The sequence below is a fragment of the Streptomyces sp. VRA16 Mangrove soil genome (genome assembly GCF_017377775.1).
In the GTDB taxonomy this organism is placed as follows: Bacteria; Actinomycetota; Actinomycetes; order Streptomycetales; family Streptomycetaceae; genus Streptomyces.
Genome location: NZ_JAFVLN010000014.1, coordinates 158587 through 184571 on the forward strand (window position 1 = coordinate 158587; position 25985 = coordinate 184571).

Consider the following 25985-nt stretch of genomic DNA (forward strand, 5'->3'; position numbering starts at 1 on the left):
GGTGTGGTTCGCGCCAGCGGGTGGCACATCAGTACGAACGCAAGTGTCAGAAGTCGAAGCCGAGCTGGCCTTCGATCTGCGGAACGCTTGCCTCCGCCCAGCTGCGGGCCTTCTTGAGGTGCCGCCACTGGGGCAGCGCATCAAGATACGCCCACGAAAGCCGGTGGTACGGGGTGGGGCCCCGCTCCTCCAGCGCGGCGCGATGCACCGGCGACGGGTATCCGGCGTTGGCCGCAAACCCGAAGTCTGCATGGTCGATGCCCAATTCGGCCATCATTTTGTCGCGGCGGACCTTGGCGATCACCGACGCGGCCGCGACGGCGATGCAGGAACGGTCACCCTTGATCACCGTCCGGACGTGCCAGGGGTCGCCCAGGTAGTCGTGCTTGCCGTCGAGGATCACCGCGTCCGGACGGACCGGAAGCCCTTCGAGGGCGCGCACGGCGGCGAGCCGGAGCGCCGCCGTCATGCCCAGCTCGTCGATCTCCTCGTGGGAGGCGTGGCCGAGCGCGTGCGCGGTCACCCAGCCCTCCAACTCGTCCGCGAGCGCCTCGCGGCGCTTCGGCGTGATCAGCTTGGAATCGGTGAGGCCCTCGGGCGGACGGCGCAGCCCCGTGACTGCGGCGCAGACGGTGACCGGTCCGGCCCAGGCGCCGCGGCCGACTTCGTCGACACCGGCGACGATCTTGGCACCGGTGGTGGCGCGCAACGAGCGCTCGACGGTGTGGGTGGGTGCTTCGTACGGCATGGCGCCTGACAGCGTACGCCGACGGAGGGGCGCGGCGACACCCGGCTCGCCTCAGTCGGTGTGCCGCAGCAGCAGGGGGACCATGACCCGGTCGATCAGCTCCACCAGGTCCACCTCCTCCCATTCGCTGCCGCACACCTTCGAGCGGTACATCATCATCGCCGGGATCACGTCGCAGACGGAAGGCTCGGTCGCGTCGGGGCGCACTTCTCCGCGCGCGATTCCACGTCGCACGACTTCCTTGATCAGCTCCACGCTGGGTTCGATGACACCTTCGATGATCACACTGTGGAAGCGCTCCGCGGTGAGGGTGTCGCATTCGTGAATCACCGAGCGCAGCGCGTAGCCAGGTCTCGAGAACATCGCGTCACGCATCTGCCGGCACAGCTCCAGCAGGTCCTCGCGCACGCTTCCCCGGTCCGGCACGGAGTCGATCTGCGGGAGGCCCGCCTGGAGGGCGTCCACGACGAGGTCCTCCTTGCAGGGCCAGCGTCGGTAGACCGCGGCCTTCCCGGTCTGGGCGCTCGCGGCGACGCCCTCCATCGTGAGGCCGTTCCAGCCGACCGTGCTGAGCTGATCGAGCGCGGCTTCGAGGATGGCCCGCTCCAGTACAGGGCCACGCCGGCGCAGCGAGGCGGCCGACCGAGCGGGGGCGGCCGTCCAGCGCGAAGTAACCATCGTCTTCTCTCCATCGGGCGGTTCGAGAGCGGTCCGGGCGCACGGCGGCGAATTCGGCGAACGATCACGTCCGCCGAAGGGGATGCACCACCGTCACCACGAAGTGGAGGGGAGTGTTCAGCGGCGCCCTCACGGGGGATCCATGGTGACAACCTCTCGGTCGACGCACGACACAACGGGCCCGGCAGGGCCCCGCCCCCGACCAGAATGTCAGGCGAGGCGGCTTCTATCGACGGCGTGGACGCGCAAATCACACCGGCCGTCGCCCCCGGGAGCCCGCTCGCGCCTCAACCCCACACCACTCCAAGGAGTCAACTCCCTTAGGGAACGCTTGTGTTCACGAAGCCCGACTCGCTATGGTCTCGATTAGTGAACGCTTACGTTCACTACTTGGCTTCTGGGGGACATCCTGTGACGCACGATCAAATCCAGACGCAATCACCCGCGCCCGCTCCACCGGGCTCGGCCAAGCCTTCGGCCCACCCCGGCATCGCCCTTGCGGTGATCGCCGCATGCCAACTGATGGTGGTGCTGGACGCCACCATCGTGAACATCGCGTTGCCTCACATCCAGACGGCGCTGAACTTCTCGACCACGAACCTGACTTGGGTGGTCAGCGCCTACACCCTCACCTTCGGCGGGCTGCTGCTGCTCGGCGGCCGGGCCGGGGACATCCTCGGCCGACGCCGGGTCTTCATCACCGGCATCCTGCTCTTCACCCTCGCGTCGCTGCTCGGCGGACTCGCCCAGGAACCCTGGCAGTTGCTGGCCGCGCGCGTCCTTCAGGGTGTGGGCGGGGCCATCGCCTCTCCCACCTCCCTAGCGCTCATCACCACGACGTTCCCCGAAGGGCCCGAGCGCAACAGGGCGTTCGGCATCTTCGCCGCGGTGTCCGCGGGCGGCGGCGCCGTGGGCCTGCTGGCCGGCGGTCTGCTCACCGACTGGCTCGACTGGCGCTGGGTGCTGTTCGTGAACGTACCGATCGGCCTCCTCATCGCCGCGCTCGCCCCGCGTTACATCAAGGAGTCCGAGCGCCACCCGGGCCGCTTCGACCTCACCGGCGCGCTCACCTCGACGCTCGGCATGGTCGCCCTCGTGTACGGCTTCATCAGGGCCGCGTCCGACGGCTGGCGGGACGGGCTCACCATGGGCGCGTTCGCCGCGGCGGTGGTACTGCTCGCCGCGTTCATCCTGGTGGAGTCGCGAGCCAAGGAGCCGATCACCCCGCTGCGGATGTTCGCCGACCGCAATCGTTCAGGCACGTACGTGATCATGATCAGCCTCGCCGCGGCGATGTTCGGCATGTTCTTCTACATCGTGCTCTTCGTGCAGAACGTGCTGGGGTACTCCCCCATCAAGGCCGGTCTGGCCTTCCTGCCGGTCACGGTGGTGATCGCTCTGGGTGCGGGGATATCCCAGCGGCTGCTGCCGACCCTCGGCCCGAAGCCGTTCCTGATCACCGGCGCGACCCTGGTCGCCATCGGGCTGACCTGGCAGTCCCTGATCGACTCGGGCAGCTCGTACGTGGGCGGTGTGCTTGGCCCGATGCTGATCTTCGGTTTCGGCATGGGGCTGAACTTCGTCACGGTCACGGTCACGGCCGTCTCCGGCGTCGCACCGCACGAAGCGGGCGCGGCCTCGGCCCTGCTGAACACCACGCAGCAGGTCGGCGGGTCCATCGGCCTGGCCATCCTGACCACGGTCTTCGGCAGTGCCAGCCGTGACGAGGCGGCCAAGCAGGTCACGTCGTTCATGAGCCAGGCCAGCCCCGAGCAGAAGGCCGCCTTCGCCAAGACGCACCAACTGCCGGCCCCGTGGGGGCACGAAGTGCTCTCCCATGGGATATCGACGGCCTTCATACCGGCCGCCGCCATGGCGGTGCTCGCCCTGGCCGTCGCCTCTCTTGTGATCCGAGTGCGCAAGAGCGACATGGAGGCACTCGCCGGCGCGAGTGCCACACCGGTCGCGTAGCCGCGGCGCTCGCACGTCCCCCGAGCATGGCGCCCGTGCCCGTCCCGCCCTCGCCCCAGGGCAGGGCGGGCACGTGGTCACTTCCACCCGTATCCGGTGGGCACGGCTGAAGGAGCCCACCCCCGGCCTGCCTCTACATCGCCGAAAGACCCGGCTCCGTACCCGAAGAATCCGGCGCGGTCAGAGCGCCGGCTCGGCCGGGGCCCACTCCGGGAGCGGCTCCGTACGCCGCAACCACTCGGCCGAGGGCGCCCCGCCCTTGCCGGACGCGACGACGCCGCCCACGATGGCGCAGGTGGTGTCCAGGTCACCGCCCACCTGGGCGGTGCTCCAGAAAGCGTCCTCGAAGTCTCCGAGCCCGCGCGCCGCGGACCACAGGGCGAACGGCACGGTGTCGTGCGCGGTCGTACGCCGCCCGCTGCCGAGCACCGCGGCCACGGTGGCCGCGTCGCCGTAGTCGAGCATGTCCTTGGCCCGGCGCAGTCCGGCCTGCACCGCACTGCGCGGCACCAGCGCGATCACGCCGTCCAGCAGCGCGTGCGGGGTCGGCGGCCCCTGCGGGTCGGCCACGAGCGCCGCGGCGGCGGCCACGGCCATCGCGCCGACGACGGCCTCACGGTGCTGATGTGTCGGGTAGGCCGAGATCTCGGCCTGGTGCGTAGCCTGCTCCGGGTCGTCGGCGTAGTAGGCGCCGAGGGGGGCGATCCGCATCGAGGCGCCGTTCCCCCACGAGCCCTGTCCCTTGAACAGGGCGGACGACAGGGCGCGCCAGTCGCCGCCCTCGCGGATCTGGCGCAGCAGCCGGTTCACGGCCGGGCCGTACCCGCGGTCGAAGTCGTGGTGTTCGGCGAACGAGCGGGCCAGGTCGTCCTGGTCGATCCGGCCGTGCCCGGCCAGGACGGCGACCACGGAGCACGCCATCTCGGTGTCGTCGGTCCACTGCCACATGCCGTCGGGCAGCGCACGACGCTTGAGCAGTGGGTAGTTCGCGGGAACGAAGAACTGCGACCCCAGCGCGTCTCCCACGGAAAGTCCCCGCAGGCTGGCCAGGGCGCGGTCCATGCGCCGTTCGGGAGAGGAGTCAGCGGTCATCGCTCTGCCACTCTATCCGGTGGCGCCCCACGGCCGCGGTTCGCACCATCGTTCGAATTCTCGATCCAGTACGTATTTTCCGTTCGACCCGAGAACGAGCGACCGGGTCTCGGCGTTCCCGGGATTCGACAGTGACTCGAAGTCCTGGACGGTCCAGTGGAACCAGCGCATGCAGAACAGCCGCATGGTGAGTCCGTGGGTCACGAGGAGCACGTTCGGCGGGTGGTCGGGGTCCTCGAAGCTGCGGTAGAGGCTCTCCAGGAAGGCGCCGACCCGGTCGTACACGTCCGCCCCGGACTCCCCCTGGGCGAAGCGGTAGAAGAAGTGCCCGTACGCGTCCCGGTACGCCTTCTGGAGCCGCACGTCGTCGCGGTCCTGCCAGTTTCCCCAGTCCTGCTCCCGCAGGCGTGGCTCCTCACGCACCCGGACCAGCTCGGGATCGAGACGGAACGCCTGGAAGGTCTCGTGCGTGCGCCGGTACGGCGAGACGTAGACGCTCACCCGCTCCCGTCCGAACAGCTCGCGCAGTTCCTTTCCGGTCTCGTCGGCCTGCCGCCAGCCGGTCTCGGTGAGCGCCAGAGCGTGGTCCGGCTCGCGCTCGTAGACGGTGTCGTCGGCGTTGCCTTCGGATTCGCCGTGCCGGACAAGAACGATGCGCCGCGGTCGTGCCATGACTCGACCCTAGATCGCTTCTGCCGGGCGCGAGCACTCGTACGGCCCATCCGGCGTAGGTCACACGAGCGACCCGGAGCTCCGGGCACGCGCGCGTGGCCGTGCGATCACACAGTCCAGGTCGGTTCCAGCTGCACGATGTCGCCGGAGATGGCGGCAATGTCGGCCTCCGTCTGTGCGCGCAGAGACAGCCGCTCCACCCGGTCCACCTGGTACTTGCCGTGCTCGGCCGCCGACCGCCACATGGACAGGACGAGGAACTCCTCTCCCTGGGCCTCGCCGAAGAGGCCGCGGACCATGCCGGGGGAGCCGGCCATCGCCGGATTCCACACCTTCTGCTGCATCAAGGTGAAGTGCTCGGCCCGTTCGCTGTGCACCTTGCAGTGCGCGACCCGCACCACGTCCGCGTCCGTGAACCTCGGCTCGAACCCGGTCTTCACGTCGAAGCGGTGGTCGAAGAGCTTCACCTGGATGTCCTTGTACGTGCCGACCTGCGCGGCGGCGAGCCGGTCGTGGGAGCGCGCCATGAAGGAGTCGTAGAAGGCACGGCTCTCCCAGAAGCCGAACACATGGGCCACGCCGGGCCGCTGCTTGCTCCAGCCCCCGCCCTGCCCCCGGAAACCCGGCTCCCCCAGGAGCCCCGCCCATTTCCGCTGTCCCCGCTCGAACCCCCGAGGGTCCACCACCGTGCAGCGAATCCACTTGACCAGCACCGCGCCATCGTACGGCGCGGTGCGTGACGCGGGGTCACTCTCCGGCGTAGTGCCTTCGCACCAGCTCGGCGTGGTCGTCGTCGCTCAGCTCGATCTCGAACTCGTGGGCGAGAAGGTCCCTCAACTCGCCCGTCCGAACGGTCCGTTCGGACCGACTGCCGTCGGGTCGCTCGATCACCAGGTCACGGCCGGTCAACAGGCGCCGCTCGGCGGCGGTCGCGTACTGCACCACAGGCCTGCGGATGAACGACGACCGCGGGTGCGTGGTGGTGTAGTGGTTCATCACCATGTAGTCGACGGGATGACGCCCTTCGAGCGTGAAGGCGTACAGGTCGCGCCATCCGTCGGTGTGCAGGCCGCGCAGCACCCACTCCGCCTCGCTCTCCTTCGAGAGCGCGAACTGCCAGTCGGCGTGCCTCGCCTGCTCGCCGTCACGCAGTGGCATCGGCGCGCGCAGCCCGTACGCCCCGAAGCCGACGTCGCACACCCACGCTCCGCCGTCGCTCGCGACGACGCGGGTCAGCATGTGCGTGACGGGCCGCATCGAGGACGCCCCCACACGCACGCGTGCCCCGAGTCCCGTGACGGAGAAGCCGACGAACTCCAGGACGGAGGCGAACAACAGGTTGTGCTCGTAGCAGTAGCCGCCCCGCCGCCGACGGACCAGCTTGTCCTCGAGCGCCGACAGTTCGAGAGGGACGGGCCTGCCCAGCATCATCTCCAGGTTCTCGAACGGGATCGCCGCCACATGAGCGCGGTGCAGTGCCCGCAGCGTCTCCCCGTCCGGCTTCAACTCCCCCTCGAAGCCGATCCTCGCCACGTAGGCCTCGATGTCCACGTCTTCCCCGTTCCACGCCATTCCCCCATGATCAGCTGGACGGCGACATTCACCAACCCCGTTTCGCCCGCCGCGACACCGACACGGCGATCCCTTCACGGCCTGGGCCCACCGTGGTCGGTGGGACGGTTGTCAGTGGGACCACGTAGCGTGTCGGTAGCACTCAACATCGCGCCGAGAAGGGGGAGTTCGGTGAGCAGTCTCCGCAAGGGACTCGAGAAGGTCGAGGTCGGGCTGAAGTGGGACCCGAGCCCGATCGGTTCGCCTCCCCACGACCTGGACCTGGTCGCGGCGACGTACACCCGCGAGGACCCGCAGGGCGCCCCGGCGTACGTCGTCCATTTCGACAGCCGTTCCCCGGACGGGACGATCGTCCTCAACCGGGACAGCAGGAACGGGCAGGGGTTCGGCTTCGACGAGGTCATGACGCTCGAACTGGAGCGGCTCGGACCGCAGTACGCGCGCGTGGTCGTCGGCGTCGTCCTCCAGCAGAACGAGCAGGGGGCGGAGCGCCCGAAGGCGTTCTGGAACGTCGAGAGCACGGCGGTGCGGATACGCGCCGGGTACACCGATCTGTCGCAGCACGACCTGTCGGCCGTGGCGGCCCATTCGGCCACCACCGTCGCCGAGTTCACCCGGGACGTCGACGGGGAGTGGTCCTTCCACGAGGTCGTCCGCGGCTTCGACGGCGACCTCACCGCCTTCACCGCGGCGATGGGCTCCCTGTAGCGCTTCCCCGCGCCTTGCGCCGAAGGGCCGCGGGACCGGCGGAGTCCCGCAGCCCTTGCCTCAGGCTTCCGGTCCGCCGCTGGGGCGGCGCACTCCTCCCGAAGCTGTCGTGGGGCGTGCGGATAAGCAGTGGAGCTCCGGACGTGGCGATGACAGGGTGAGATCCATGCCGTCGCCCACAGTCGAACAGCTCCTCCGTGAACTGCACGCCTCGCTCGCACTGCGCAAGCGTCCGGAAGACGTGGCCCGACTCATCCAGGATCTGTACGCGGCCCAGGGCACCGACCTCGACGCGGCGACCGAGACGGCGCTCGCCAAGGCCGCCGAACACTCGCTGCGCAACCTCTGGCACGGCTACACATCCATGCGGGAGGAGTTCGCCCGGCCGGTCGGCGCACAGCGCCAACTCGCCCGAGCGGCAGCACTGTTCAACAGCGTGCCGGACCTGCCGGACGGCGCCGGGGACGATCCGGCCCGGATCGAGGCGGTGATCCGGCGAGCGGGCGAGGAGATCGGCCGCGCCTACGGGCAGAACGACTTCGGCACGGATCGCCTCGACCGGTCCGAGCGCGCGGCGGCGGGCCTCGGGGAGATCTCCAAGCGTCAGTACAACAAGCGTTTCCGGCTGCTGCGGCGGATGGAGGCCAAGCTGGCCCGGCTCGTCCACGAGCAGCGCCGCCGCGAAGTGACCGTCACCGGAAAAGGCGCCTTCGCCCACGCCCTGCCGTACGAGCTGTTCGCCACGGATCCGGACACGGCGGCCTTCATCGCCTACATCACGGCGCGCGGATACATGCGCAGCGTCTTCACCAACGGTCGGCAGCGTCAGGTCTACGACGAGGTCGGCGAGGCCCTGTTCCGGCGCCTGACGGCGCTCCCCGACCAGACCTGCTGGTACGCGGTCGCGCATGTGCACCCCACGGCTGAGGTGCTGGCCCAGGTGTCCGACCAGGACCTCGTCCGACTGCTGGTCCGGTGGAACGGGTTTCTGCGCCAGGTCGCCGGCCTGCTGGAGGACGCCTGGAACCGGCATCCCCTGGAGCGCGACACGATGATCGTGCGCCGTGGCGACGACTCGTCGACGTGGAACCAGGCGGCACAGGCGTGGAACACGGCCAGGACGCACTGGTTCGCGCTCCTGGCCGAGCTGGGGCAGGAGGAGATCCTGGATCGGTTCTGCCCCGGCAAGGTGCCCCGGCTGATGGCGGCCGACGTGGCGTACTGGCACCGGATGAGCGGCGGCGGGCTGCACCCGGACACCTACGTCTGGGCGGAGCTTCCTCTGCCCTGGGAAGTGCTCCGGGGTGAGAAGGAATGCCCGCGCTCGCTCGTCGAGGCGGTCTGCGCCCGTCATCGGGTGGACCCGGCCACCGGTGCCTGGACGGCTCCGCGTCCGGCGGCTGAGGCCGTCGCCTTCCGGCGGACGCCCGAACTGGTGCACGGAGTCGCCGTCGCCGACCCGCTCATGGCCAGCGCGCTCCGTTCGGCGGGGGTCTTCTCCGGCAAGGGGAAGCGTGCTGCCGCCCAGGAGTGGACATGACCGGCGGCAGCCCGGGCAATTCAGTTGTCCCGCCCGGCGGCCCGGGCCATCATGGCGGCGGCGACGAGGAAGCTCTGCGGAGGAGCGCCCGGCTCTGATCCCGGGTGGACGCAGGTTCGAATCCTGCCCTCGTCGCCTTTCGCATGCTTCCCGACCCCAGGTACAGCAGAAGGGGACCGGCCGTGGCCGGACCCCTTCTTGAGCTGTCGGTCAGCTACCTGTGCGGGCTACGCCGGGCGTCGCGTCCGGCGTAGCTCCACGTCTGGTCAGCTGCAGCCGCTGGTCGAGCCGCAGCCCTCGCAGATGTAGCAGGAGCCGGCGCGCTGCATCTTCGTACCGCAGGAGAAGCAGAGCGGGGCGTCGGCCTGGATGCCCAGCTGCATCTCGACGAGCTCGGCGCTGGTGTGGGCCTGCTTCGGGGCGGGCACCACCGCGGCGGCCTCGGCCTTCGGGGTCTCGACGACCTTCACCTGGGCGAGCGGCGCCGACTGGGCCAGGCCCTCGACGTCCACGTCGACGTCCTCGACGGACTGCTCGTAGGAGCCGGTCTCCAGGTGACGCTGGCGCTCCTCGGCGGAGTGGATGCCGAGCGCGGAGCGCGTCTCGAAGGGCAGGAAGTCGAGCGCCAGGCGGCGGAAGATGTAGTCGACGATCGACTGCGCCATCCGCACGTCCGGGTCGTCCGTCATGCCGGCCGGCTCGAAGCGCATGTTGGTGAACTTCGAGACGTAGGTCTCCAGCGGCACGCCGTACTGGAGGCCGACCGAGACGGCGATGGAGAAAGCGTCCATCATGCCCGCCAGGGTGGAGCCCTGCTTGGACATCTTCAGGAAGACCTCGCCGAGACCGTCGTCCGGGTAGGAGTTGGCGGTCATGTAGCCCTCGGCGCCACCCACCGTGAAGGAGGTGGTGATGCCGGGACGGCCCTTGGGGAGGCGCTTGCGGACCGGGCGGTACTCGACGACCTTCTCGACGGCCTCACGGATCGTCGCCTCGGTCTTCGCGGTCACCTCGGCCTTCTCGCTCTCCTTCTTCTTGGCGGAGAGCGGCTGGCCGACCTTGCAGTTGTCGCGGTAGATGGCGAGCGCCTTGACGCCCATCTTCCACGCCTCGAAGTAGACCTCCTCGACGTCCTCGACGGTCGCCGTCTCCGGCAGGTTGACCGTCTTGGAGAGGGCGCCCGAGATCCACGGCTGGATCGCGGCCATCATGCGGACGTGGCCCATCGCGGAGATGGAACGCTCGCCCATGGCGCAGTCGAAGACCTCGTAGTGCTCGGTCTTGAGGCCGGGGGCGTCGATAACGTTCCCGTTCTCGGCGATGTGCGCGACGATCGCCTCGATCTGCTCCTCCTGGTAACCCAGGCGGCGCAGGGCCTGCGGCACGGTGCCGTTCACGATCTGCATCGAGCCGCCGCCGACCAGCTTCTTGAACTTGACCAGGGCGAGGTCGGGCTCGAGACCGGTGGTGTCGCAGGACATCGCGAGACCGATGGTGCCGGTCGGGGCGATGACGGACGCCTGGGCGTTGCGGAAACCGTTCTTCTCGCCGAGGCGGACCACGTCCTGCCAGGCCTCCGTGGCGGCGGCCCAGATCGGCGTGTCCAGGTCGTCCATGCGGACGGCCGTGGTGTTGGCGTCGGCGTGCTGCTTCATGACGCGCTGGTGCGGCGTGGCGTTCTTCGCGTAGCCGTCGTAGGCGCCGACGACCGCGGCCAGCTCGGCGGAGCGCTTGTACGACGTACCCGTCATCAGCGAGGTGATCGCGCCGGCGAGGGCGCGGCCGCCGTCCGAGTCGTAGGCGTGGCCGGTCGCCATGAGCAGGGCGCCCAGGTTCGCGTAACCGATGCCGAGCTGACGGAAGGCGCGGGTGTTCTCACCGATCTTCTCGGTGGGGAAGTCCGCGAAGCAGATGGAGATGTCCATCGCGGTGATGACGAGCTCGACGACCTTGGCGAAGCGCTCGACGTCGAAGGACTGGTGGCCCTTGCCGTCGTCCTTCAGGAACTTCATCAGGTTCAGCGAGGCGAGGTTGCAGGACGTGTTGTCCAGGTGCATGTACTCGCTGCACGGGTTCGAGCCGTTGATGCGGCCGGACTCCGGGCACGTGTGCCAGTGGTTGATGGTGTCGTCGTACTGGATGCCGGGGTCGGCACAGGCCCAGGCGGCCTCGGCCATCTTGCGGAAGAGCGACTTGGCGTCGACCTCCTCGATGACCTCGCCGTCCATGCGGCCGCGCAGGCCGAACTTGCCACCGGTCTCGACGGCCTTCATGAACTCGTCGTTCACACGGACCGAGTTGTTGGCGTTCTGGTACTGGACGGACGTGATGTCGTCGCCGCCCAGGTCCATGTCGAAGCCCGCGTCACGCAGGGCGCGGATCTTCTCCTCTTCCTTCACCTTGGTCTCGATGAAGTCCTCGATGTCGGGGTGGTCGACGTCGAGGATGACCATCTTGGCGGCGCGGCGCGTGGCGCCACCCGACTTGATCGTTCCTGCAGAGGCGTCGGCACCGCGCATGAAGGAGACCGGACCCGAGGCGTTGCCGCCCGAGGACAGGAGCTCCTTGGAGGAGCGGATACGGGAGAGGTTCAGGCCGGCGCCGGAGCCGCCCTTGAAGATCATGCCCTCTTCCTTGTACCAGTCGAGGATCGACTCCATGGAGTCGTCGACGGACAGGATGAAGCAGGCGGAGACCTGCTGGGGCTGGGGCGTGCCGACGTTGAACCACACCGGCGAGTTGAAGCTGAAGATCTGGTGCAGGAGGGCGTACGCCAGCTCGTGCTCGAAGATCTCGGCGTCGGCGGGCGAGGAGAAGTACTTGTAGTCCTCACCGGCCTTCCGGTACGTCTTCACGATGCGGTCGATGAGCTGCTTGAGGCTCACCTCTCGCTGCGGGGTACCCACAGCGCCGCGGAAGTACTTGCTGGTGACGATGTTGACCGCGTTCACCGACCAGAAGTCGGGGAACTCGACGCCACGCTGCTCGAAATTGACCGAGCCGTCGCGCCAGTTGGTCATGACGACGTCACGATGCGCCCACTCCACCTCGTCGTACGGGTGCACGCCGGGGGTGGTGTGGATGCGCTCGATACGCAGACCCTTGCTGCCCTTGGGACCCTTGGTGCGGGAACCTCGTGCTGCCGGGCCGCTCGCCGTCTCTGTCATGCCGCCTCCCATATATCGGGCTAAAACGCCCTAAAGTGCCCGGAACTTCCCGTGCACGGTGTGTGTCTTGTGTTGCGGCCGCCGCTCTTGCCGCCCGCAACAGGTCTGTGGATCGCCGCCGTCCGGCCCCTGCCGGTCAGTCGGCGGCGTGGGCGGGCACGGGGACTTCGACCGTCCCGCCGGGCCCGCTGTCGCTCTCTGCGCGTCCTCCGCCCGGACCGTCCGCTCCCGCGCCGGGCGTCTGTTCCCTCAGTTCCGCGATCGCCGACTCGAAGTCCTCCAGCGAGTCGAACGCCCGGTAGACGGACGCGAACCGCAGGTAGGCCACGAGGTCCAGCTCCTGAAGGGGGCCCAGTATGGCCAGACCCACGTCATGAGTGGTCAGTTCGGCACTGCCGGTGGCCCGCACCGCCTCCTCGACCCGCTGGCCGAGCTGGGCGAGGGCGTCCTCCGTGACGGGGCGCCCCTGGCACGCCTTGCGCACTCCGTTGATGACCTTGGTGCGACTGAAGGGTTCGGTCACCCCGCTCCGCTTGACCACCATCAGTGAGCAGGTCTCCACCGTCGTGAAGCGACGGGAGCAGTCCGGGCACTGGCGGCGCCGGCGGATCGACGTGCCGTCGTCAGTGGTGCGACTGTCGACGACACGACTGTCGGGATGCCTGCAGAAGGGGCAGTGCATGAACTCCCAACCCTCCTTCACGGCACGACTCGATAGCCCCGAGAAGCTGGTCACGCCTCTCGCGGCAGCCCCAAGCATAGGCGATGACCACGGACCCGAAGGACCAGGGACCACAACTTCTGGGCTGCTGATGCAATCCAACCACTACATCTGGGGTTTGGCTGCTTTTCCTGCCCCATCGCGTGTCGCGGAGCCCGACGCTTCGGCGCGCAGCCGGGAAACCCCACAGGCCACAGGGGTCGACCCGGGCTCGACCGGCGCGACGCACGCGAAAAGGGGGCGGTGTCCGGTTGACGAGGGGTCGGGTGGCAGACTGGAGGGGCCCGCTCGGCGGGTCTCGGTCCCGGCGGTGAAGCGTACCGGATTGAACCGAATTGCCTCTCCGCCCCAGCGCGAGCCATACACCCAGGCACATGATCACGACAAGCAATCTGCGGTTTTTCACTCGAACGTGTGTTTGGCGCAACCTTTCGAAAGGAACTACCGTTGGCTAGCTAGGGAGACATTCTCGAGAGGGGCCGACCGACGTGACCACGACCGCAGACAGTGCCACCATCACTGCCCAGGGCCGCCCCCAGGGCCGACTCGAGCCGGTGCATGCCATGAATGACGCATCCATGAGCCAGGAGGGGCCCAAGCCCGGTCGCTCCCTGCCGGGCCGACCTCCAGGGATCCGCGCGGACAGCTCGGGACTCACCGACCGCCAGCGCCGTGTGATCGAGGTCATCCGCGACTCGGTGCAGCGCCGGGGGTACCCGCCGTCGATGCGGGAGATCGGCCAGGCGGTCGGCCTGTCCAGCACCTCGTCGGTCGCCCACCAGCTGATGGCGCTGGAGCGCAAGGGCTTCCTCCGTCGTGACCCGCACCGCCCGCGTGCGTACGAGGTCCGCGGCTCGGACCAGCCCAGCGCGCAGCCCACGGACACCACCGGCAAGCCCGCCGCCTCGTACGTGCCCCTGGTCGGCCGGATCGCCGCCGGTGGACCGATCCTCGCCGAGGAGTCGGTCGAGGATGTCTTCCCGCTCCCCCGGCAGCTGGTCGGCGACGGTGAGCTGTTCGTGCTCAAGGTCGTCGGCGATTCGATGATCGAGGCGGCCATCTGCGACGGGGACTGGGTCACGGTCCGCCGCCAGCCGGTCGCGGAGAACGGCGACATCGTGGCGGCCATGCTGGACGGCGAGGCCACGGTCAAGCGCTTCAAGCGGGAGGACGGCCATGTCTGGCTGCTCCCGCACAACTCGGCGTACCAGCCGATCCCCGGTGACGAGGCGACCATCCTGGGCAAGGTGGTGGCCGTACTGCGGCGCGTCTGACGCTCCTCCCTGACCGGGCCCCGGGACCAACTGCGCCGGTTCCGGGGCCCAGCGCTGTCCGCGCCCGGCCCCGGATGACGCATCGGGCCGGCTACTTGCCTTCCGCCGTCGCCGCCGCGTCGATCGCCGCGAGAGAACGGCGCACCTGATTGCGGTCCGTCGTGTACCAGAAGTTCGGCATCGAGGCCCGCAGATAGCTGCCGTAGCGGGCGGTCTCCAGGCGGGGGTCGAGGACGGCGACCACACCGCGGTCCCCCGTCGCCCGGACGAGACGGCCGGCGCCCTGGGCCATCAGCAGCGCCGAGTGGGTCGCGGCCACCGCCATGAAGCCATTGCCTCCGGCGTCCTCCACGGCCTTCTGCCGGGCGCTCATCAGCGGGTCGTCGGGGCGCGGGAACGGGATCTTGTCCATGACCACCAGCTGACAGCTGGGGCCCGGGACGTCCACGCCCTGCCAGAGCGAGAGCGTGCCGAACAGACAGGTCTTCGGGTCCGCCGCGAAGTTCTTGATCAGCTCACCGAGGGTGTCCTCGCCCTGGAGCAGGATCGGGAACTCCGGGATGCGGGTGCGCAGCTCCTCCGCGGCGGCCTGGGCGGCGCGCATCGAGGAGAAGAGGCCCAGCGTCCGGCCGCCCGCCGCCTGCATCAGCTCGGTCAGCTCGTCGAGCATGTCGACTCGCGTGCCCTCGCGCGCGGGACGGGCCAAGTGCTTGGCGACGTAGAGGATGCCCTGCTTCGGATAATCGAACGGCGAGCCGACGTCGACGCCCTTCCAGACGGGCACGTCGTCGCCGGTGGTGCCCTCGGGGGCGAGGCCGAGCGAAGCCCCCACCCCGTTGAAGTCCCCACCGAGCTTCAGGGTCGCCGAGGTCAGGATCACGGAGCGGTCGCTGAAGAGCTTCTCCCGCAGCAGTCCGGAGACGGACATGGGGGCGACACGCAGCGAGGCGCCGAAGCGGTCGTGGCGCTCGTACCAGACGACGTCCCACTCCGAGCCGTTCGTCACGCGCTCCGCCACGTCGTGGATCGACTCCACGGAGGCGAGGGCCTGCTTGCGCACCGCGTCCTCGTCCTGCACGGACTTGTCGCGCGTGGAGCCCAGGGCGGTGATCACCGTGCGGGCCGCGTCGCGCAGCGCCATCAGGGCGTAGCCGAGGTCCTCGGGGATCTCTTCGAGGCGGCCCGGCAGCGCCAGCTCCATGAGCCGCTCGAAGCCCTCGGCGGCGGTCTGCAGCTGGTCGGCGGCCTTCTCGTTGACGAGCTTCGCGGCGCGGCGCACCGCCCGGTTGACCTGCCCGGGCGTCAGCTCGCCCGTCGCGACGCCGGTGACCCGCGAGACCAGCTCGTGGGCCTCGTCGACGATCAGCACCTCATGCTGGGGCAGCACCGGAGCGCCCTCGATGGCGTCGATGGCGAGGAGTGCGTGGTTGGTGACGATGACATCGGCGAGCTTGGCGCGCTCGCGGGCCATCTCGGCGAAGCACTCCTGTCCGTACGCGCATTTCGAGGCGCCGAGGCACTCGCGCGAGGAGACGGACACCTGGGACCAGGCCTTGTCGGAGACGCCAGGGGTGAGGTCGTCCCGGTCGCCCGTCTCCGTCTCATCCGCCCAGTCGCGCATGCGCAGCAGGTCCTGGCCCAGCTTGCTGGTCGGCGCGGCCGCCTCGAACTGGTCGAAGAGGCCCTCCTCCTCGTCCTGCGGGGCGCCCTCGTGGAGGCGATGCAGGCACAAGTAGTTCGACCGGCCCTTGAGCATGGCGAAATCGGGGCGGCGGCGCAGCAGCGGGTGCAGCGACTCGACCGTGCGCGGCAGGTCCCGCTCCACGAGCTGGCGCTGCAGCGCCAGGGTGGCCGTCGCCACCACGACGTGCTCCCCGTGGGCCAGGGCCGGCACCAGGTAGCCGAGCGACTTTCCGGTGCCGGTGCCTGCCTGGACGAGCAGATGGGAACCGTCGTCGATCGCCTCGGCGACGGTCTCGGCCATGGTCACCTGGCCAGGGCGCTCCGTGCCGCCGACTGCGGCGACGGCGGCGTGCAGGAGCTCGGGGAGTGAGGGCTTCGTCATAGCTCGACCACCCTAAAGGGCCCCACTGACAATCCCCCGATCACGGCTGATGCAGGGGGTTGTCCACGGTGCCGGCCACGGCGGCGTGCGGGCGGTGGGCCCGGTCGCGGTAACCGTCGAGGTGCAGCCGGTTGCGGTTGAGGCACAGGCGCTCGATCCGCGGGGTGAGCAGGTCGAACATCTCGTACCGCTCCTTGAGCTCCGGGAAGCGGGCGTGGTGGCGGAGGATCTCGGCCCGCACCAGGGACCAGAACTCGCGCTCGGGCACGCCGAGTTGCCCCTCGCACAGCGGAGCGAGGTAGCGGAAGACGCCCACGAACAGACCGGAATGGATGAACTGGGTCAGGAACTCGGGACGCTCCGTGAGCAGGACGTCACGGACCTGCGGCGGCATCGAGTCATGTTCGGGCAGCGGCACCGCGCTGATGTTGACGTCGTCCACGAAGTCCTTGACCGCCAGCCGTACGGGCACGTCCTGGTCGTCGAAGACGACGATGGCGTTCTCCCCATGGGGCGAGAACACCGTTCCGTAGCGGTACAGGAAATGCAGCAAAGGCGGCAGCAGGGACGCGAACAGTCTGCGCAGCCAGGTGGTGGCGTCGAGTCCGGAACGAGCGACCAGTTCCGCGGTGAAGGAGCGTCCTTCCTTGTCGACGTGCAACAAGGAGGCGAGCGTTCGGGCGCGCTCCCCGGGTGCCAGCTGCCGGGAGACGGGCTCGCGCCAGATCGCGCCGAGCAATTCCTTGTACTGGTACGGCACTTCGTCGAGGCCGTCGTACAGCGGGTGCTTGACCGTCACCGACGCCACCTCGCCGAGCAGGATGACCCCGCATACGTCGCGCAGGAAGGGGTCGGCGTCGCGCAGTCCGTGCATCCACGCGGTGACGGCGGGGGCGGCAAGGGTGCGTTCGGTGGGGAGTCCGCGCCACACCAGGGTGTTGAGGACGGACAGCGGCAGTTTGACGCTGAGCCGCCCGGGGTGCGAGGTGTTGAGGAACGTACGGATCGACTGCTGCGGCATCCGCAGGTCGCCGTCGGCGGGCAACGGGACGATGGCGCCCGTGGCGACGGCCGGTGCGAACAGCGGAAGTACGACGTCGTCCCACTGCCAGGGGTGCACGGGAAGATAGAGATACGCCGCCGGGTCCAGGCCGCGGGCCCGGAGGGTCTCGGCGAACAGTTGCCGGGTGTCGGCGTCGAGTTCCCGGGAGTAGAGGAGGTCGGCGGAGTCGAGGTCCGGCACGCCCCGGTACGTGGCGAGGTCGGTGCGCACCGCGATCCAGGGCAGGCGCGTGAGGCGGCGGGCCTCGGGGGCCCAGAGCGCGGTGTCGGTCGCGGAGAAGCCGAGGCGTCCCTTGTTCAGGACGAGCCAGGGGTGGCCGGTCTGGTGACCTTCCAGTTCCGCGTAGCCGAGGTCGGCGAGTTGCGCGGCGGGCAGAGCGGTGTGGTCGAGGCGGGCGTCGGCGGCGAGGGTGACGGTGAGTTCGCGGATGATGTGGCCGAGCGTGGTGCCGTCGAGACCGAGGAGCCGCTTGGCGCGAACGAGGAAGGCGAGCGGGTCGGTCAGGGGCGTCGGGACCGCCCCGGTGCAGGTGCCGATGCCGGGGTCGGAATGGGCGTCGACGGCTTCCGTCCAGGTGAGGCTCACCGGGTCGACCTGCCAGCTGCCGTACGCGCCGCGGCGGGCGCGGAAGCGGAGCACGCCGCCGCTGCCCGGATCGTCTTCGCCGGCGGGCACGTTCAGAGTGTGGACTCCGGGTTCCGCTCCGCCGACCGGGACGGGCCGGAGGATGCCCTCGTAGGCGAACTCGCCGATCAGTTTGGCCAGCAGCCGTGCACCCGCACGGTCCCAGTTCTCACGGGTGAGCTCGGGCGGGTCGTAGAGGGCGGGCGGCTCACCGGAACTCGGGACGACGGGCGGATTCGGCACGGGGACTCCTCGCGAGGGAACCGGATCAGGTCGAGCATCGTTACTGAGAGTGACCGGGTCAGAGCACGGCGCGCAGGGCTCGGTCACGGACCATGAGCGCGGCCCGTTTGTCGGGGAGGTCCACCTCGGCGGAGAAGCGGAAGCCGGCGCTCAGGAAGGCGGAGACGGAAGGGGTGTTGCGAAGGTCGGGTTCTGCGACGACGCGCGCGCATTGCGGGCGGTGGTCGAGTACGAGGTCGGCGACGGCCCGGAGCAGTGTGGTGCCGAGCCCTCGGCCGCGATGGGCGACGCCACCGATGAGGAGGTGGATCCCGGTGTCGTGCGGGCGGGCGGGGTAGTGGCGGGCCAGCGGGTCGAGGTCGGCGCGGTAGACCTCCCAGTAGCTCATCGGGGTGCCGTCGAGCACGCCCAGGCAGGGGACGCTGCGTCCGTCGCCCTCGACCTGGGGGCGCAGATGGTGCTCGGTGACGTCGTCCGGTCCCGCGAGTTCCCAGAAGGCGGCCACGGCCGGGTCGTTCATCCAGCGGCTGATGAGCGCCAGGTCGCGTTCGATCCGGGCGGGGACGAGCTGGAAGACGCCGGAGGCGGTGGTGACGGGGCCCCACTCCCCCACGTCGTCGAGCAGATCGGCGATGTCCGGTCCGGGGCGGGTGGTTCCGGACTCGTCCTGCTCGGCGATAAGCGCGAGGAGTTCGTCGGGCAGGCGCAGGTCCAGGGTGTCCTGGCAGTCGCTGTTCTCCGACTGCTCCGGGTCCCGCGCGGGTTCGGCGGGCGCGGAGGGGTCGCCGGGTTCGGCGACGGGTGTGGTGCCGGCGTCGGTGCTCGCATCGGTCGGGGGCACGGCGACGCTCCTCTCAGGATGTGGTGCGGGGTGTGGTCCTCAGGTATGTGGGGGCTCAGGAATGAAGGGGGTTGGCGATGGTGACGTAGACGGACTGGGTGTCGACCGGGCCGACGAGTTCGTCGAGGCCGTGCAGCCGGGTGAGCAGGTTCGCCTTGCAGCGCAGCGTCGGCGATTCGAGGAGCCGGCTCGGCAGGGGGCTGCGCAGCCGGGTGGGGCCGGTGGCGGCTTCGGTGAGGAAGCGCCGGAACGCGGCGAGCAGCAGACGCTCGTCGACCAGGCGTTGGGAGCCGAAGGCGCCGATGAGGCCGAGGACGTTGTTGATGGCGAGGTAGTAGGCGAACCGCTCGTCGGTGACCTCGTCGGAGACGAACGTGTCGCTGTGCGCGCCGATGCCGGGCAGGCGTCCGTCCAGGCGGTCGCGGTGGGACTCGCGGAAGTAGTAGCCCTGGTTGTCGCGGTAGCGTCCGCCGGTGGGCCAGCCTTCGGGGCCGAGCAGCAGCAGGGTGTTCTGCTGGTGGGCCTCCAGGGCGATGCCGGCCTCGCTGTCGAGCCAGAGCACGGGGCGTACGACGTGCTCCAGGTAGCGCAGGAACCACTCGGCGGAGACGGCGCCGCGGGGGCGTCCGGTGCGGGCCGAAAGGCTGTTGATCACGGCTTCGAGGCGGGACGTGACGGGCGTGCGGCCGACGGGTCCTGTGGTGTCCGCGGGCGGCCTCGGCGAGACGAATCCGGCGATGCAGGAGACGTCGTCGGCCGGGGCGAAGGGGTTGTTGCGGATCATCACGTCGAGGCCGGGGGCCGGGCTGCCGTCCGGGAGGTCCACGGCGAGCCAGGCCGGGTCGCGGACGATGTCGAAGCCCGGGTGGGCCGCGCGCCACTGCTCGGCGAGGCCGCTGCGCAGCAGCCGGTGGACCTCGACGCCGCGGTGGAGTTCCTTGCGGAGGTTCTCGCGGCGGGAGTTGGTGATGCGCAGGCCGAGCGAGAGCTTCAGCATGGCGGGCGCGTCGGGTCGGTACAGAGTGCGGACGGAGGAGGTGGGGTACCAGGGGTCGCCGTGCGGGCCGAGTTCGGTCAGCAGGCCGGCGTCGAAGAGCGCGGCGGTGGCGGGGCGGTGCTGGAGTTCGCGGATCTGCCAGGGGTGCAGGGGCAGGGCGGCGTTCCCCTTGGGCAGGGCGAGACCGGGGCCGGCCAGCCGGGCGGTCAGGTCGGCGGCGGAGACGGTGCGGCCCTGCTCGGTCCAGGCCGAGTCGTGGGCGAGGGCCTCGGGGGCGACCGCGAGCCAGTACAGAGGGAAGGAGCCGCGCAACTCCGGTGAGTAGAGCCGGGCTTCGGCCTCGGAGAGTCCCTCGCGGCTCTTCGGGGTCGGGTGCAGCGGGTGGCCGAGGAGCAGGGCCTGTTCGGCGGAGAGGAAGCGGTCGCCGGCGTCGGCCGGCCGGTTCCGGCGGTCGGTGATGAACTCCGCGGTGCGGCGCACCGAGTCGGCGACCCGGCCGACGAGGTCGCCGCCGTCGCCGGAGACACCGCCGCCCGACGCGGTGGTGCCGGTGGCCGAGGACGGCTGTCCTGCCGTGGTCGCGGACTCCTGCACGGCGGTGCCGTCCCCGGCCGCGCCGCCGCGCGCCGACTCACGGCCGAGGAGCGCCGCCAGGGTCACCGCGTCGACGCAGGGGGCGCCGTGCGGACCGTCCTCCAGATAGGGGAGGCCGAAGCGGTGCCAGCCGGTGGGCGACCAGTACTGGACGGGTACGAGAAGGCCCGCGCCGCTGGCGGGCAGCGGGATCCGCAGGACGGAGAGGGAAGGAGGGGCGATGTCGTTCTCACGCACCCAGCAGCGCAGCAGGTTCTCGACTGCCGCCGCCTGTGCGGCGGTTGTGGCGTCCGGATGGTCGAGCAGGTCGACGGTGGACGTGCGCAGACGCTCGGCTTCTTGGCCGCCGCCCTTCTGCCGGGGGACCGTTTCGCGTTCCTGCGCGTACGGATTCTGCGTGTCGCAGCCTCCGCCGGCGGCGGGACGGGGAAGGCCGTCGGGTGCGGGAGTGGCGTTCAAGAGGGCTTCCTTGCGTGGGGTGGTGGACTCCGAGAGGCGTGGCGCCCGTGAGACATGGGGGGACCCGGCATCTGCATCCGGCCGCGCGCACAGGGACGACGGCGGTCCGTCCGGACACCTCGTTAACGACGCGGGTCGCGGAGGAACACGGATCGAACGCAGAGACACGACGAGACCTTCACCACACCGCAAAGCAGTACAAAAGCGCCTCAACATGCCCACATCGCGGGCCCGTTGGGGAGAAGTGCGCCCTGGCCGGCTACGCCTGGGCGGTGCGGGCCACGGCCGCGATGGCGTCCGCGAGCCGGTCGACGACGGCCGCGGCCTGTTCGTCGGTGATGGTGAGCGGCGGCAGCAGGCGTACGACGCTGGAATGACGGCCGCCGAGTTCGACGATGAGGCCGCGGTCGAGGCAGGCGTCCCGGACGGCCGCGGCGAGGTGCGGGGCCGCGGGGAGCGGGGCGGCGGAGGCACCCAGGAGCGGATCGTCCGCACGGTCGGTCGGGGTCGCTCCGGCGGTCGCAGCCGAGCCGGAGGGCGGGATCGTCTCGGTGGCGCCGGGGTCGACCAGTTCGACGCCGATCATCAGGCCGCGGCCCCGGACCTCGCCGACGCAGGGGAACTCCTTGGCCAGGGAGTGGAGTTGGCCGAGCATCCGGGCGCCGAGCTCCGCCGCGCGCGCGGCGAGACCGTGTTCCCTGACGTACGCCAGCGTGGCGGCGCCCGCGGCCATGGCCAGCTGGTTGCCGCGGAAGGTCCCGGCGTGGGCGCCGGGGCGCCAGACGTCGAGGTCGTCACGGTAGACGATCACGGCGAGCGGGAGGCTGCCGCCGATCGCCTTGGACAGCACCATCACGTCCGGGACGACGCCGCTGTGCTCCACGGCCCAGAAGGTGCCGGTCCTGCCGACTCCGGTCTGCACCTCGTCGGCGATCAGCGGGATCGACCGCTCCTCGGTGATCGACCGCATCCGGCGCAGCCAGGCGTCGGGGGCGGGGAGTACGCCGCCCTCGCCCTGCACCGGCTCCAGGATCATCCCGGCGGGCCGCGGCACCCCGGACTTGGTGTCGTCGAGCAGGGACGCGGTCCAGCGGGCGGCGAGTTCGGCGCCGCGGGGTCCGCCGATGCCGAACGGGCAGCGGTAGTCCTGGGGATAGGGCAGGCGCGTGACGCGGACGTCCTGTGCGCCGCCGGACGCTTCGAGCGCCCCCGCGGTCATGCCGTGGTACGCGCCGGTGAAGGCGAGGAGACCGGAGCGGCCGGTCGCGGTGCGGACCAGTTTCAGGGCGGCCTCGACCGCGTCCGTCCCGGCCGGGCCGCAGAACTGGATGCGGGCCCGGTCGGCGAAGGCGGGCGGCAGGGTGCCGAAGAGTTCGGTGGTGAAGGCGTCCTTCACCGGCGTGGCCAGGTCGAGGACGTGCAGGGGCGCGCCCGAGTCGAGGACCTTGCGGATGGCTTCCAGGACCACGGGGTGGTTGTGGCCGAGCGCGAGCGTCCCCGCTCCGGAGAGGCAGTCCAGATAGCGGCGGCCGTCGGCGCCCTCGATGGTGAGCCCGCGGGCGCGCACCGGCACGATCGGCAGCGACCGCGCATAGGTGCGCGCCGCCGACTCCCGCGCGGACTGGCGGCGCAGGATCCCCTCGTGCGCGCCGCTGTCGCCCGCGGCGCTCGCGCGCGCCTCCCCCTCGTACGGGGCGGGTACCGTCACGGACGCAGAATCGGTCACGGCCACGGCTGTTGGTCCTCCCGCTGGATACACGTCGATGCACGGCCGACCTGGTGCGTCGGCACGTCGGTGGGCGGGGCGAGTCGCCGTACGACGTCGCGTACAGAACGCGTCGTACATCCGGGTGGTTCGTGGACTGAACACCGGATGCGGTTCCCCCGTACGTATCAACGACGGCTCGTCCGCGGAAACACGGGTCGGGCACGGACTCATGACGAGACCTTTGCCGATCGGGTGCCGATCGGATGCCGGCCGTGTGCCGACCGCGGCCCGACAACGCCGGACCCCGAGCCGTCTCCCCGGTCCGCCTCCCCAGCCCGCGTCCGGGGAACGAGGTGTCATAACGATCCGTGGGACCAGCAAGATCCCTCCGTGACGTAACCGTTGCGGTTCCGTCGGTCGTCCCGGACGGCATCGGCATAGTGTGGGGTGCCGTTCGGCGGCGGAGGGGACGGCGGAGCACGTCGTCCGTCCACCGCACGCGTACGGCAGCACAACCATCTCGAAGCCCAGGGGGATTCACGACATGCGACCCATACGCCCACTGTTCGCCGCTCGTCGCGCACGGAGTGCGCGCGGCAGAACGGCCCCTGTGGCGGCGGCAGTTGCACTCGGCGCGGCGCTCGCCCTGACCGCGACGGCCTGCGGGCCGGGGGACGACAACGCGGACGCCAAGGCGTCGGCCTCCGCGTCCGCGGGCAGTGACACGCTCAAGATCCCGGACGACCTCAAGCAGCGCCTCAAGGACCACGGGATCGACCTGGACAAGTGGAAGAACGGCGAGTGGAAGAACTGGAGCAAGGACAAGTGGCTGCGTGAGGCGCAGGACTTCGTCAACCCGATCATCGACGGCCTGTGGGACGCGGGCCGTATGCGGGACGCCGACAAGAACCCGGGCGGCCAGGTCGACGACAACGACCTCTCGGGCGACCAGGGTGTGACGGACCCGGAGCCGAAGCCCGTGCCGGCGGCGGCCGTTCAGCCCTCGTACCACCAGAACGCCCCGTACGCGGGCAAGTTGGTCTTCGACACTCCTGAGGGCCAGGCGCAGTGCTCGGCGACCGTGGTCACCGACCCGGCGCACCCCGGCAAGTCGAACCTGGTGTGGACCGCGGGCCACTGTGTGCACGCGGGCAAGAACGGCGGCTGGTACCGCAACATCGCGTTCGTGCCGTCCTACAACGACGCGGGCAAGTCCGCCGACCAGCTGCAGAACGCCACCCGCGAGGAACTCGCTCCGTACGGCGTGTGGTGGGGCGACTGGGCGCAGACCTCCGACCAGTGGATCGAGCAGGGCGGTCCGACCGGCGGCGCCGGCGCGTCGTACGACTTCGCCGTGCTGCACGTGAAGCCGGAGAAGGGCGCGACCACCAAGTCCCTGGAGGAGATCGCCGGAGCCGCGCTCCCGGTGAACTTCAACGCCCCGGCCGTGCCGAAGATCTCGCAGCTGACGGCGAAGGGGTACCCGGCGGCGCCGCCGTTCGACGGCCAGAAGCTGTTCCAGTGCGCGGACAAGCCGGGCCGGCTCTCGCTGAGCGACACGGACCCGACGATGTACCGCATCGGCTGCACCATGACCGGCGGTTCGTCCGGTGGCGGCTGGATCGGGCAGGGCTCCGACGGCAAGCCCGCGCTGGTCTCCAACACCTCGATCGGTCCGGTGACCTCGGGGTGGCTGGCCGGTCCGCGGCTCGGCAAGGAGGCCAAGGCGGTCTACGACTCGGTGAGTCAGAAGTTCGCCAAGTAGCCGCGGGGTCCGGGCGGTTGTGACCCGGTCGGTGGCGGGGTGCGGAAATCTTCACCACCCCGCCGCCGTTCGTCCTCAACCCCACAGGCATAGTGGGGTGCCGTGTCCTCATGGCCGGCGCACAGGTTCCGGCCCCGGAGTGACACGCTCATGACAGCGGTACGCGCACCTGCGCCGCGCCGCACGCTTTCCATCAGGCCGTCGAGGCCTTCAGGTTTCCATCGGGGGTACACGCAGCATGCGTTCCACACGTCCGTCCGCCGCGCGCGGCCGCAACCGGCGTTCGCTGATCGCCGCGACCGGTCTCGCCGCGGCCCTGGCGCTGACCGCCACCGCCTGCAACGGCGACAAGGGCGACGCGGCCGGGGACAAGCCGGCCGCCACCACCTCGCAGGGCGCCGACACCGGCGCGAAGCTGCCGGGGGACATCGCCGACAAGCTCAAGGAGCACGGCATCGACCCCGACAAGTGGAAGGGCGGGGCCTGGAAGAACTGGAACAAGGACGACTGGCTGCGTGAGGCGAAGGACTTCGTCAACCCGGTCATCGACGGTCTGTGGAAGCCGGAGCGGATGAAGTCCGCGAAGGACCCGAACAAGACGGTCCAGTCGAAGGACTACGCGAGCGACCAGGGCGTCACCGATCCGGAGCCCGAGCCGGTGAAGGCGGAGCCCGAGAAGACGCCGTACCACGAGAACGCGGCCCCGGTGGGCAAGGTCTTCTTCGACTCCCCCGAGGGTTCGATGGTCTGCTCCGGCACCGTCGTGAAGGACCCGGCGCACCCCGGCAAGTCCAACCTGGTGTGGACCGCGGGCCACTGCGTGCACGCGGGCAAGAACGGCGGCTGGTACCGCAACATCACCTTCGTGCCGTCCTACAACGACCTCGGCAAGTCCGCCTCCCAGCTGCAGAACGCGACGCAGCAGGAGGTCGCGCCGTACGGCACGTACTGGGCGGACTGGGTGTCCACCTCGAACGAGTGGATCAATGACGGCGGTCCGACGGGCGGCGCGGGCGCCCCGTACGACTTCGCGGTCCTGCACGTGAAGCCGGAGCAGGGCACCAAGTCCCTGGAGGAGACCGTCGGCAACGCGCTGACCGTGGACTTCTCGGCGCCGTCCGTGCCGTCGGTCGGCTCGATGGGCGCCTGGGGCTACCCGGCCGCGCCGCCCTACGACGGTCTGCTCATGCACAAGTGCATCGACCGGCCCGGCCGGCTCTCGCTCGGCTCCGGCCTGCCGACGATGTACCGCATCGGCTGCACGATGACGGGTGGTTCGTCGGGCGGCGGCTGGTTCCGCGTCCGTGACGGCAAGACCGTCCTCATCTCGAACACGTCGATCGGCCCGGCCGAGAACACCTGGCTCGCCGGACCGCAGCTGGGCTCCGAGGCCCAGCAGGTCTTCGACACGATGAGTGAGAAGTACGGCAGCCAGTAAGGCCGGTTGCACAAGAAGGGGCCCGCCCCGGTCGATGACCGGGGC

At 70.2% G+C, this 25985-nt stretch carries 19 protein-coding genes and 1 tRNA gene; 7 read left to right on the forward strand and 13 right to left on the reverse strand.

Translation table 11 applies throughout. The annotated features are described in order from the left end of the window. Positions 1 to 46: 46 nt before the first annotated feature. Together J3486_RS31645 and J3486_RS31650 are read right to left on the reverse strand one after the other, a co-directional pair. Positions 47 to 748: a ribonuclease HII gene (locus tag J3486_RS31645; protein WP_207826517.1), complete on the reverse strand. Its 702-nt coding sequence runs from the start codon at positions 746 to 748 to the stop codon at positions 47 to 49. Between the two features lie 51 nt (positions 749 to 799). Next, entirely contained in the window at positions 800 to 1426 is a 627-nt protein-coding gene (locus J3486_RS31650) for a TetR/AcrR family transcriptional regulator (RefSeq protein WP_207826518.1), read from the reverse strand. Between the two features lie 426 nt (positions 1427 to 1852). Here J3486_RS31650 and J3486_RS31655 point away from each other — a divergent pair, with 426 nt between their 5' ends. Further along, positions 1853 to 3397: an MFS transporter gene (locus tag J3486_RS31655; RefSeq protein ID WP_207826656.1), complete on the forward strand. Its 1545-nt coding sequence runs from the start codon at positions 1853 to 1855 to the stop codon at positions 3395 to 3397. A gap of 180 nt (positions 3398 to 3577) precedes the next feature. Here J3486_RS31655 and J3486_RS31660 read toward each other — a convergent pair whose 3' ends face one another. The 4 genes from J3486_RS31660 to J3486_RS31675 form a co-directional block, all read right to left on the reverse strand. Further along, complete coding sequence (locus J3486_RS31660; protein WP_207826519.1) at positions 3578 to 4489, reverse strand: ADP-ribosylglycohydrolase family protein; 912 nt, start codon at positions 4487 to 4489, stop codon at positions 3578 to 3580. Positions 4490 to 4501: 12 nt separating this feature from the next. After that, the gene (locus J3486_RS31665; RefSeq protein WP_207826520.1) at positions 4502 to 5161 is read right to left on the reverse strand and encodes a histidine phosphatase family protein; all 660 of its coding nucleotides are present in this window, start codon (positions 5159 to 5161) and stop codon (positions 4502 to 4504) included. Positions 5162 to 5268: 107 nt separating this feature from the next. After that, positions 5269 to 5874 (reverse strand): YdbC family protein, encoded by a 606-nt coding sequence (locus tag J3486_RS31670; RefSeq protein WP_207826521.1) that lies wholly within the window; start codon positions 5872 to 5874, stop codon positions 5269 to 5271. A 34-nt stretch (positions 5875 to 5908) separates the two neighbouring features. Continuing rightward, the gene (locus J3486_RS31675) at positions 5909 to 6733 is read right to left on the reverse strand and encodes an arylamine N-acetyltransferase (RefSeq protein WP_207826522.1); all 825 of its coding nucleotides are present in this window, start codon (positions 6731 to 6733) and stop codon (positions 5909 to 5911) included. 171 nt (positions 6734 to 6904) lie between these two features. On the opposite strand from J3486_RS31675, the gene J3486_RS31680 reads away from it, so the two are divergent. From J3486_RS31680 to J3486_RS31690, 3 genes are all read left to right on the forward strand, one after another. Then, positions 6905 to 7441 (forward strand): TerD family protein, encoded by a 537-nt coding sequence (locus J3486_RS31680; RefSeq protein ID WP_207826523.1) that lies wholly within the window; start codon positions 6905 to 6907, stop codon positions 7439 to 7441. A gap of 166 nt (positions 7442 to 7607) precedes the next feature. Next, positions 7608 to 8981 carry a hypothetical protein gene (locus J3486_RS31685; RefSeq protein ID WP_207826532.1) on the forward strand — a complete coding sequence of 458 codons (1374 nt, stop codon included), beginning with the start codon at positions 7608 to 7610 and terminating at the stop codon, positions 8979 to 8981. A gap of 62 nt (positions 8982 to 9043) precedes the next feature. Continuing rightward, a tRNA-Gln gene (locus J3486_RS31690) sits at positions 9044 to 9116 on the forward strand. A 131-nt stretch (positions 9117 to 9247) separates the two neighbouring features. On the opposite strand, the gene J3486_RS31695 is transcribed toward J3486_RS31690, so the two are convergent. Next, positions 9248 to 12148, reverse strand: coding sequence for a vitamin B12-dependent ribonucleotide reductase (locus J3486_RS31695; RefSeq protein ID WP_207826533.1), 2901 nt, complete (start codon positions 12146 to 12148; stop codon positions 9248 to 9250). Between the two features lie 136 nt (positions 12149 to 12284). Continuing rightward, positions 12285 to 12830 carry a transcriptional regulator NrdR gene (gene nrdR, locus J3486_RS31700; protein WP_207826658.1) on the reverse strand — a complete coding sequence of 182 codons (546 nt, stop codon included), beginning with the start codon at positions 12828 to 12830 and terminating at the stop codon, positions 12285 to 12287. A 527-nt stretch (positions 12831 to 13357) separates the two neighbouring features. Here nrdR and lexA point away from each other — a divergent pair. Further along, on the forward strand, positions 13358 to 14143 hold the full coding sequence (lexA, locus tag J3486_RS31705) for a transcriptional repressor LexA (RefSeq protein ID WP_207826535.1): 786 nt from the start codon (positions 13358 to 13360) through the stop codon (positions 14141 to 14143). A 91-nt stretch (positions 14144 to 14234) separates the two neighbouring features. Here the strand turns inward: lexA and J3486_RS31710 are convergent, their stop codons facing one another. From J3486_RS31710 to J3486_RS31730, 5 genes are all read right to left on the reverse strand, one after another. Then, positions 14235 to 16208 (reverse strand): ATP-dependent DNA helicase, encoded by a 1974-nt coding sequence (locus J3486_RS31710; RefSeq protein WP_207826537.1) that lies wholly within the window; start codon positions 16206 to 16208, stop codon positions 14235 to 14237. Positions 16209 to 16248: 40 nt separating this feature from the next. Further along, positions 16249 to 18138, reverse strand: coding sequence for an IucA/IucC family siderophore biosynthesis protein (locus J3486_RS31715; RefSeq protein ID WP_207826539.1), 1890 nt, complete (start codon positions 18136 to 18138; stop codon positions 16249 to 16251). Between the two features lie 58 nt (positions 18139 to 18196). Next, positions 18197 to 18979 (reverse strand): GNAT family N-acetyltransferase, encoded by a 783-nt coding sequence (locus J3486_RS31720; protein ID WP_207826540.1) that lies wholly within the window; start codon positions 18977 to 18979, stop codon positions 18197 to 18199. 55 nt (positions 18980 to 19034) lie between these two features. Next, positions 19035 to 21029 carry an IucA/IucC family protein gene (locus J3486_RS31725; RefSeq protein WP_207826542.1) on the reverse strand — a complete coding sequence of 665 codons (1995 nt, stop codon included), beginning with the start codon at positions 21027 to 21029 and terminating at the stop codon, positions 19035 to 19037. A gap of 259 nt (positions 21030 to 21288) precedes the next feature. Further along, entirely contained in the window at positions 21289 to 22737 is a 1449-nt protein-coding gene (locus J3486_RS31730) for a diaminobutyrate--2-oxoglutarate transaminase family protein (protein WP_307805016.1), read from the reverse strand. Between the two features lie 544 nt (positions 22738 to 23281). Between J3486_RS31730 and J3486_RS31735 the strand changes: the two genes are divergently transcribed. Both J3486_RS31735 and J3486_RS31740 read left to right on the forward strand, forming a co-directional pair. Further along, positions 23282 to 24502: a serine protease gene (locus J3486_RS31735; protein ID WP_207826547.1), complete on the forward strand. Its 1221-nt coding sequence runs from the start codon at positions 23282 to 23284 to the stop codon at positions 24500 to 24502. 238 nt (positions 24503 to 24740) lie between these two features. Beyond that, a complete protein-coding gene (locus tag J3486_RS31740; protein ID WP_207826549.1) occupies positions 24741 to 25940 on the forward strand; it encodes a serine protease in 1200 nt (399 codons plus the stop codon). Positions 25941 to 25985 lie beyond the last annotated feature (45 nt).